This window comes from Thermoanaerobaculia bacterium (assembly GCA_018057705.1).
GTDB lineage: Bacteria > Acidobacteriota > Thermoanaerobaculia > Multivoradales > JAGPDF01 > JAGPDF01.
In genome coordinates this window covers 1-7,094 of record JAGPDF010000128.1, presented here as the reverse complement: position 1 = coordinate 7,094, position 7,094 = coordinate 1, and the positions used below count along the sequence as shown (strand labels likewise).

10 protein-coding genes are annotated in these 7,094 nt (G+C 68.3%); 8 read left to right on the top strand and 2 right to left on the bottom strand.

Translation table 11 applies throughout. The features are described 5' to 3' along the window. The 5 genes from KBI44_20780 to KBI44_20760 form a co-directional block, all read left to right on the top strand. Positions 1-309, top strand: a 309-nt coding sequence (locus KBI44_20780; GenBank protein MBP9146919.1) for a hypothetical protein, incomplete at its 5' end; no start/stop codon positions are given. Between the two features lie 33 nt (positions 310-342). Then, positions 343-639, top strand: coding sequence for an FG-GAP repeat protein (locus KBI44_20775; GenBank protein ID MBP9146918.1), 297 nt, complete (start codon positions 343-345; stop codon positions 637-639). A gap of 122 nt (positions 640-761) precedes the next feature. Then, on the top strand, positions 762-989 hold the full coding sequence (locus KBI44_20770; protein MBP9146917.1) for an addiction module protein: 228 nt from the start codon (positions 762-764) through the stop codon (positions 987-989). 245 nt (positions 990-1,234) lie between these two features. Further along, positions 1,235-1,795, top strand: a complete 561-nt coding sequence (locus tag KBI44_20765) for a hypothetical protein (GenBank protein MBP9146916.1) — start codon at positions 1,235-1,237, stop codon at positions 1,793-1,795. 86 nt (positions 1,796-1,881) lie between these two features. Beyond that, positions 1,882-2,601, top strand: coding sequence for an energy transducer TonB (locus KBI44_20760; protein ID MBP9146915.1), 720 nt, complete (start codon positions 1,882-1,884; stop codon positions 2,599-2,601). A gap of 73 nt (positions 2,602-2,674) precedes the next feature. Here the strand turns inward: KBI44_20760 and KBI44_20755 are convergent, their stop codons facing one another. Continuing rightward, a complete protein-coding gene (locus KBI44_20755; GenBank protein ID MBP9146914.1) occupies positions 2,675-3,313 on the bottom strand; it encodes an SMI1/KNR4 family protein in 639 nt (212 codons plus the stop codon). 155 nt (positions 3,314-3,468) lie between these two features. Further along, positions 3,469-4,554, bottom strand: a complete 1,086-nt coding sequence (locus tag KBI44_20750; GenBank protein MBP9146913.1) for a hypothetical protein — start codon at positions 4,552-4,554, stop codon at positions 3,469-3,471. 237 nt (positions 4,555-4,791) lie between these two features. Between KBI44_20750 and KBI44_20745 the strand changes: the two genes are divergently transcribed. Genes KBI44_20745 through KBI44_20735 form a run of 3 tightly spaced genes read left to right on the top strand, consistent with a single transcriptional unit; the run spans position 4,792 to position 6,967 of the window. Continuing rightward, entirely contained in the window at positions 4,792-5,160 is a 369-nt protein-coding gene (locus tag KBI44_20745) for a YciI family protein (protein ID MBP9146912.1), read from the top strand. Beyond that, entirely contained in the window at positions 5,157-5,681 is a 525-nt protein-coding gene (locus KBI44_20740; GenBank protein ID MBP9146911.1) for a hypothetical protein, read from the top strand. Before KBI44_20745 ends, KBI44_20740 begins: the two co-directional genes overlap by 4 nt. After that, positions 5,678-6,967: an RNA polymerase subunit sigma-24 gene (locus KBI44_20735; GenBank protein ID MBP9146910.1), complete on the top strand. Its 1,290-nt coding sequence runs from the start codon at positions 5,678-5,680 to the stop codon at positions 6,965-6,967. The genes KBI44_20740 and KBI44_20735 overlap by 4 nt, the downstream gene beginning before the upstream one ends. The last annotated feature ends 127 nt before the right edge of the window (positions 6,968-7,094 follow it).

The following is a 7,094-nucleotide window of genomic DNA, read 5'->3' as shown; positions in this document are numbered from 1 at the left end:
CGCGACCGCCCGTTCGAGTTCGCGGCCCGGGGCCTGTCGCGCGCCCACCTGCTGGCCGAGATCGAGCGCACACTCGAGGTCGTGACGAGCGTCCTGCCGGGCCTCTCCGAAGAGGTCGTGTCGGCGCCGTATCCGGACGTTCTCAGCGGCCTTCGGCCGCCCACCGGACTCTTCCTGCATCACCTGAGCTGCCATTTGTCCCATCATCTCGGCCAGGCCGGCTACCTCCGGCGGGCACTGACCGGCGAGAGCCGGTCGAGCGGCACCATCTCGATGGAGTCGCTCGCCGGGGCCCTCGCGGCACTCTGAAGAGGTTCCGCTCCAAACTCGAGAGGAAGGGAAATCCGGGCGGGACCCCTGGCGGCCCGGAAAAGCGGCTGGCACCCCCGGAGGCTACTTCGAGGCTACTTCTACGACGCTCACCGGGGCATCCCCGGCAATCCCTTCTGGCTGTTCGACCACTACTGGGGCAAGGCTATGGCCGCCGGCGACTTCGACGGCGACGGCGCGGAAGACCTGGCGGTGGGCGCCCCGGACGAATACGAATTCATGGGCGCCGTGACGATCCTCTACGGCTCTCTCTTTTCCGACGGCTTCGAGTCGCAGAACTTCAACGCCTGGAGCAGTCACGTCCCGTGAGGGGGCCTGGCGGCAGGCATTCCGGCCCAGGGGTCTGGAATGAGGCGAAGTCCAAATAGTTTGGTCCGGCGCCAGTTGTGGCAAGCTACGGATTGCCCGGCGAACTGCCCCCGGAGACCGGCATGAGCACGATCCTGGACGCTTTGGAAGCGGAAGCCCTCAAACTGCCGCCCGCGGAGCGCTCGCACCTGCTCGAGCGCCTGGTCGCGAGTCGGGATGCAGTCCCCGAGGTCGAGGCGGCGTGGGCGCTCGAAGCGGACCGCAGGGAAGCCGAGCTGGCTTCGGGAGCGGTCGAGGCGGTTCCTGCTGCCGGGGCGATCGCCCGCCTGCGCGCCCGACTCTCCCGGTGAGCTACTCGCTTCACCCCGACGCCGAGCGGGAGATCGCCGATGCCCTGGACTTTTCTGCCGAACCAGCGGGGCCGCTCGTGGCGCAACGCTTTCTGGGCGAGTTCGAGCGTGTTGCTGCGCTCCTCGTTGAACGCCCACGATTAGGTGCCACCCAGTTGGATTTGGCCGCAGCTCCGAACCGGTGCAATGCCCGGGCTCCTGCCCGCGCTGGCGGGCGTCGGCAAATCGAGAGGAGATTGCACAACATGCTGCCCGGTACTGCCGTTTTTCGAGCCCCATGGTCCACGACTCTGAAGGTCCTGTCAGCGGTTTCGGTCGGCATCCTGGTGGGAGTCGCAGGGCTCTTTGCCATCCTCTTCCCCAGCGACCGACTGGCCGCTCTGACCGTCACACTGACGGCGTCCTGTGTCTCGGCGACGCTCCTTGGAGCGGCACTCTTCGTGGTCCGAAGCTACGAGGTCAGGCCCGGAGAGCTTCGGATCCGCCGGCTGCTCTGGTCTACCGACCTGTCCCTGGCGAACCTGCGAGCGGCATGGGCGGAGCCGACTGCGATGTCCAACTCCTTGCGCCTCTTCGGCAACGGTGGCCTTTTCGTCTTCGCCGGTCTCTTCTGGAATCGCCAGCTCGGGAGGTATCGCGCTTTCGCGACGCAGCCGGCTCACGCGGTGGTGCTCGAGCTCGAACGGCGCGCCGTCGTCGTGACACCCGACGATCCCGGCCGGTTCCTCGAAGCCCTTGCCCTGGCATGCCCGCGAGCGGAGGTCCGTCGCAGCACCCTATCGGTTCGCCCCCCGGATGCAATCTAGTCGACTGCGATTCGAGGCCATCTGTTCCGCCGGAGATCGGGTAACACTGGATAAGTGCTGACCGAGTGCGGAAGGGCGGCGCCGAGATGGCGACAGTCAATCCAGCCCAAGCGAGCGAGTCATTCGTGGCGGGGATTTTGGTGGCGCCTCGACTCCTGAAGGCGGGCCGGAAGGCGACCGGCAGTTCCGAGTCGATGAGCGGATCGGCGCCTTCAGTGAAATGGCGAGCCCTTGGATCGACCTTAGTTCTGCTCTCGGCATTGTTGCTGGCGTGCTCTCCCCGGCTGGAGGCCGGCAGCCGCTTTCACTTCTGGGCCAAGTACGTGAGTCGCGAGGCCCGCAAGGCAACCGGCGCGGCCGCTATCCCAAACAATACCGACGAGGTCGAGGTGCTGCGACGCCAGTTGCGGATATCGGACCGGAAGCTCCAGGAAATCTTGGCCGAGGCTCAAGCGGAGCATTGGGCCGAGTCGCCTGAATGCCAGCCCGCGCCGGAGCCCTACTACCAGAACGGTCTGCTGCTCCGGCCGCGAGCGCAGCAGCCGATCGAGGGGCACCCGACGCCGGAGGCTTGCGCCAGCGGGCTGCAAGGGGTCGTCATCCTCGACGCCGTCATCGGCGCCAACGGCGCCGCGAGAGACGTCAACGTAAGCAAAGGGATCGATCCGGCGCTCGATCGACAGGCGGTCATCACCATCGAGTCCACGCCATGGTCGCCGGCGCTGCTGTGCGGGCAACCGGTGGACGTCCACTACGCCGTCGCCGTCAACTTCCGCCTGTCAGCCTGCAGCGGGGTGGCGCAGTAGGCAGCGGCCGGGAGGCCAGCGGCAACCAACCCAATGCGAGCCGTGGGCGAGGCCCTGCGGGAGTCCCGCCGCGCTATCTGCGGTCGCCGCCGATCAGGGTCTCGCGCCGACGCCGCCAAGCCCGACAGAGGACTGGAGAAGGCCAGAAGGCCAGAGGGCGGGCGAGCTGGTCGTAGATCGGCCGGTGCCATCCCTTGTAGTCCGTGCCGTCCTCGCGATCGAACAGGGAATCGAGGAAGGCCTCGAACGATGGGGCCTGGTGCCAGACATGGTCGTTGCCGTCGGTGCCCCAGAGATTCGTCGTGTGCGGCCAGCAGGAGATCTGCCCCCGGTCTTCGGAGCGCACGGAGAGGAGAACCTCCAGGCCGCCTGGATCGCAGCCGATGAGCAGCATCCCCGGCGGGTTGCCCTTGCCGTAGATCTCTCCGCGCCAGTTCGCTTCGACGCGCGCCCAGTCGTAGAACGGATTGACCTGCGTGACGGGCTCGGTCAAGGGGTAGCGCTCCGGCGGAACGTTGTGGCGGAACAGGCGCGGGTAGACGCGGCCGCCGTTGAAGGCGAGCATGAACCGGCGATAACTGTCGGGGAGGGCGAGCCCGGTTTCTTGCTCCCAGCGCGCGATGTCGCGGCTGGCGTCCTTGACGAACGACCAGTCTCGTTCACCCCTGTTCCAGCCCTCGGTCACCGGCGCGATCCTCCGCTGCGTGGGCATCTTCCGACTCCAGATCGTGCGATGGAGGGTATAGCGGCTGGGGGTCCCCGCCGCGAAGGCGCTGCGCCGCCAAGGCCTGTGACGCAAATCGAGTGGCACTTCCAGCAGCAGAAGCCGGCTGGCACTTCTGACTGGCGTCGAGGTCGAGGGCGGCCTCAGGGGGCTACGGCCGACCAACTGGCGGTATTGCCAGACTCGAAACCGTCGCTGAAGACCTGCACCGATCGCACCACGCCGCGCAAGATCCAGTCGCCGGCGATGCCCATGGTGCCCGACCCTATCCAACCAGGCCCATTGAGGAGGAGGAAATTGCGATCAGCGGTCAGCGTGCCGTCGTCATCCCTGGCGATCGAGGGCAGGCCGGAGTCGAGGAACAGAATCCCGATTCGAAAGGACTGTGGCACGACCAGATGCAGGCTGGACAGATCGAGGCGCTGAATCGAAGGCAGTCCCGCGATACTCAAGTCGGAGGAGTGAATCTGCGAGCCCGGAGCGAGCCCGCCGCCGTCCGCCCAGACTTTGAGCGTGATGGTACGCGTCTCTGTCGAGCCACCGTACAGTAGATCGACGGAGTCGAGGTAGCAGGGACAGGCAAACTCTGTGATGTGCCGCGTCGCGGCAATCTCGCCCGCCGAAAACCCCTCCTGAAAAACGGCGGCGTCGCCGGGAACGAACCCGTCAACCCGTACGCTCTGCGACGAAGCCGCATCGACCGTGGCGCGAAGAATCCAGTCGCCGCTCAGTCCGGCGGAGACTCCCGTGACCCAGCCAACACCGTCGAGCAGGGCGAAGTTCCGGTTCGGGTCGATCGTCGCGTCATCATCGGTGGCGGCCGCAGGAGGACCTGAAGCCGTGAAACGCAAGCCGAGCCGAAAGGGGCCGTCGACCAGAACGCCCTCCGCCGAGAGGTCGATCGACTGCAGATCCCCCGAGCCGGTGAGCAGATACTCCTTGCCGAAGAGAACCGCCCCCGGGGCCGTCGATCCGTTGTCGTCCCAGATCACGACGGTGACGAGTCGCTGCGTTGCGGCGCCTCCATAGAGAAACGAGACACTCCGAACCTGGCATGGACATGGGCCGGTCGGCTCCAGGCGTGCGGCGGCGATCTCGTTGGCGACGAAGCCGCCCTGAAAGAACGCCGAGTCGCCCGGCTCCCAACTGTCGTTGCGCAAGTTCTCTACGCCGGCGGCGTTGGTAGGCAGGAGCGCCATCACCGACAGGAGCAGCCCGAGTATCTTCATTCTCGCCTCCAGGAATCGCAGCACGCCAGAGCGGATTTGGCGGAGTCTACTCTCGTTCGGGCAGTGGCGGTTCGTCGCGGCGTCGGTCGGGTCTGGGCATCGTCCGACCTCCCGCCGCTAGGGTGCCTGCCGATTTCCCCGGCGAACCGGGCGGGGAGCGCGAGGCAGATGTCGATCCGGGCCACCGCCGTTCGACTAGTCGGCATAAACGCGGGAAGATCCCGCCAAGGAGGCCGCATGAAATACCTGCTTCTGATCTACGACGAAGAAAGCCGCTGGCAGCAGCTCTCGGAAGCCGAACGGGAGACGTCGCTCGGCGAGTACTTCCAACTCTCGCGCGATCTTGTCGCCGCGGGCAAACTCCACGGCGGAGAAGAGTTGCAGCCGGTCGCCAGCGCCTCGACGCTGCGGGTGCGCGGTGGCCGCGCGGTGGTCAGCGACGGGCCCTTCGCCGAGGCGCGCGAGCAGTTGGGCGGCTTCTACCTCGTCGACGCCGTCGACCTCGACGACGCGATCGCGATCGCCGCCCGCATCCCGGCCGCTCGGACCGGAGCGATCGAGGTGCGGCCCGTGGTGCCGCACGAGATGCCGGCGGCTCCGGAATGACCCGCGCCGCGGCCCTCGCGACGCGTGCGCTCCTGACCGGGCTGGTCGCGGGCGCGAGCCTCGCCTCCGCGGCGAGCCCGCCGCCGCCCCCTGCCACCGCCGAGGCGGTGCCGCGGGCCTCCCTGGCCGATCTCGCCTGGCTCGCCGGCCGCTGGGTCGGCGAGGGTCTGGGCGGGATCGCCGAGGAGGTCTGGCTGCCGGAGAGCGGCGGCGCCATGTTGGGCACCTTCCGCTCGCTCCAGGGCGGTCAGGTGGCTTTCTACGAGATCCTGACCCTGACTTCGAACGCCTCCGGGCAGCTCGAGCTGCGCCTCAAACACTTCCACCCCGATCTCAAGGGCTGGGAGGAGCGTGACCAGGTGCAGGTCTGGGCGCTGACCCGGGTCGAGGGTGAGGCGTTCGCGTTCGGCCCGATCGTGCTCCGGCGTGAGGGTGCCGAGACGCTCGTGGTGACGGTCACCATGAAGCTCGAGGATGGCAGCCGGAAGGACGAGGTCTTCCGCTTCCGTCGCGCTGAATGATCGAGGAACAGACGAGCGAGAACCAGACGAGCGAGAGCGCGGTCGAGCGAATCTATCGCGCAGAAGGCGGCCGGGTTTTGGCGACCCTGATCGGGCTCCTGGGGGATTTCGACCTCGCCGAGGAGGCGCTGCAGGAGGCGCTGGCGGTCGCCGTCGAACGCTGGCCGGTCGAGGGCCTGCCCGCTCAGCCGCGCGCCTGGCTCGTCTCGACAGCCCGCTTCAAGGCGATCGACCGCCTGCGCCGGGCGGCGCTCGACCGGCGCAAGCGCCAGGAGCTGGCGAGTGAGGGGGCGGCCGAGGCCACCTCGCCGCCGGTCGAGTTGGCGGAGATCGAAAGCGGTTTCCCCGACGAGCGGCTGCGCCTCATCTTCACCTGCTGCCACCCGGCGCTCGCACCGGAAACGCAGGTGGCCCTGAGCCTGCGCACCCTCTGCGGTCTCCAAAGCGAGGAGATCGCGCGCGCTCTCCTGGTGCCCGTGGCCACCCTGCAGCAGCGCCTGGTGCGCGCCAAGGCGAAGATCCGCGCCGCCCGAATTCCCTACCGCGTTCCAGCGGAGGAGGAGCTCCCGGCGCGGCTCGAAGCCGTGTTGCGCACGATCTACCTGGTCTTCAACGAGGGCTACGCTCCGACTGCCGGCGAACGCGGGGTTCGTGCCGACCTCTGTGCCGAGGCCATTCGCCTGGCGCGACTGGTCGTGGCGCTCTTGCCGGCGAGGAGCGAAGCGATCGCCCTGCTGGCTCTCATGCTGCTCACCGACGCCCGCCGCCCGGCGCGTTTCGACGACGCAGGGGAGCTGGTGCTGCTCGAGGATCAGGATCGCTCGCGCTGGGAACGGGCGAAACTGCGCGACGGCCTGACTTTGGTCGAGCAGGCGTTGCGCGCCCGGCGGCCCCCGGGACCGTTCGCCCTGCAGGCGGCGATCGCCGGTGTGCATGCGCGCGCCGCCACCGCCTCCGCCACCGACTGGCGCGAGATCGCGGAGCTGTATCGCCTGCTCGAAGAGGTGGAACCGTCGCCCGTCGTCGCGCTGAATCGGGCGGTTGCCGTGGCGATGACCGATGGGCCGGCCGCGGGGCTCGCCTTGCTCGACGAACTCAACTTTGGGCGGCGGCTCGCCGGGTATCACTTGTTGCCTGCCGCCCGTGCCGACCTGCTGCGGCGGCTCGAGCGCCACGAAGAGGCGGCCGCCGCCTACCGCGAGGCGCTCGCCCTCGCCCGCACCGAGCCGGAACGCCGCTTCCTCGCCCGCCGCCTCGGGGAGGTCCGCAGCCTGGACCAGTCGTGAGCCCTCACGACGCTGCGGCGGAGTCGTATCGTGCTCGGAGTCCCGGGTCCCGATCCCGCACCCCGTAAGCGGCCGCCTTGGGAGAAACGGCGGCCACGGGGTCAGCGACGGGATGTGGACACCGGTC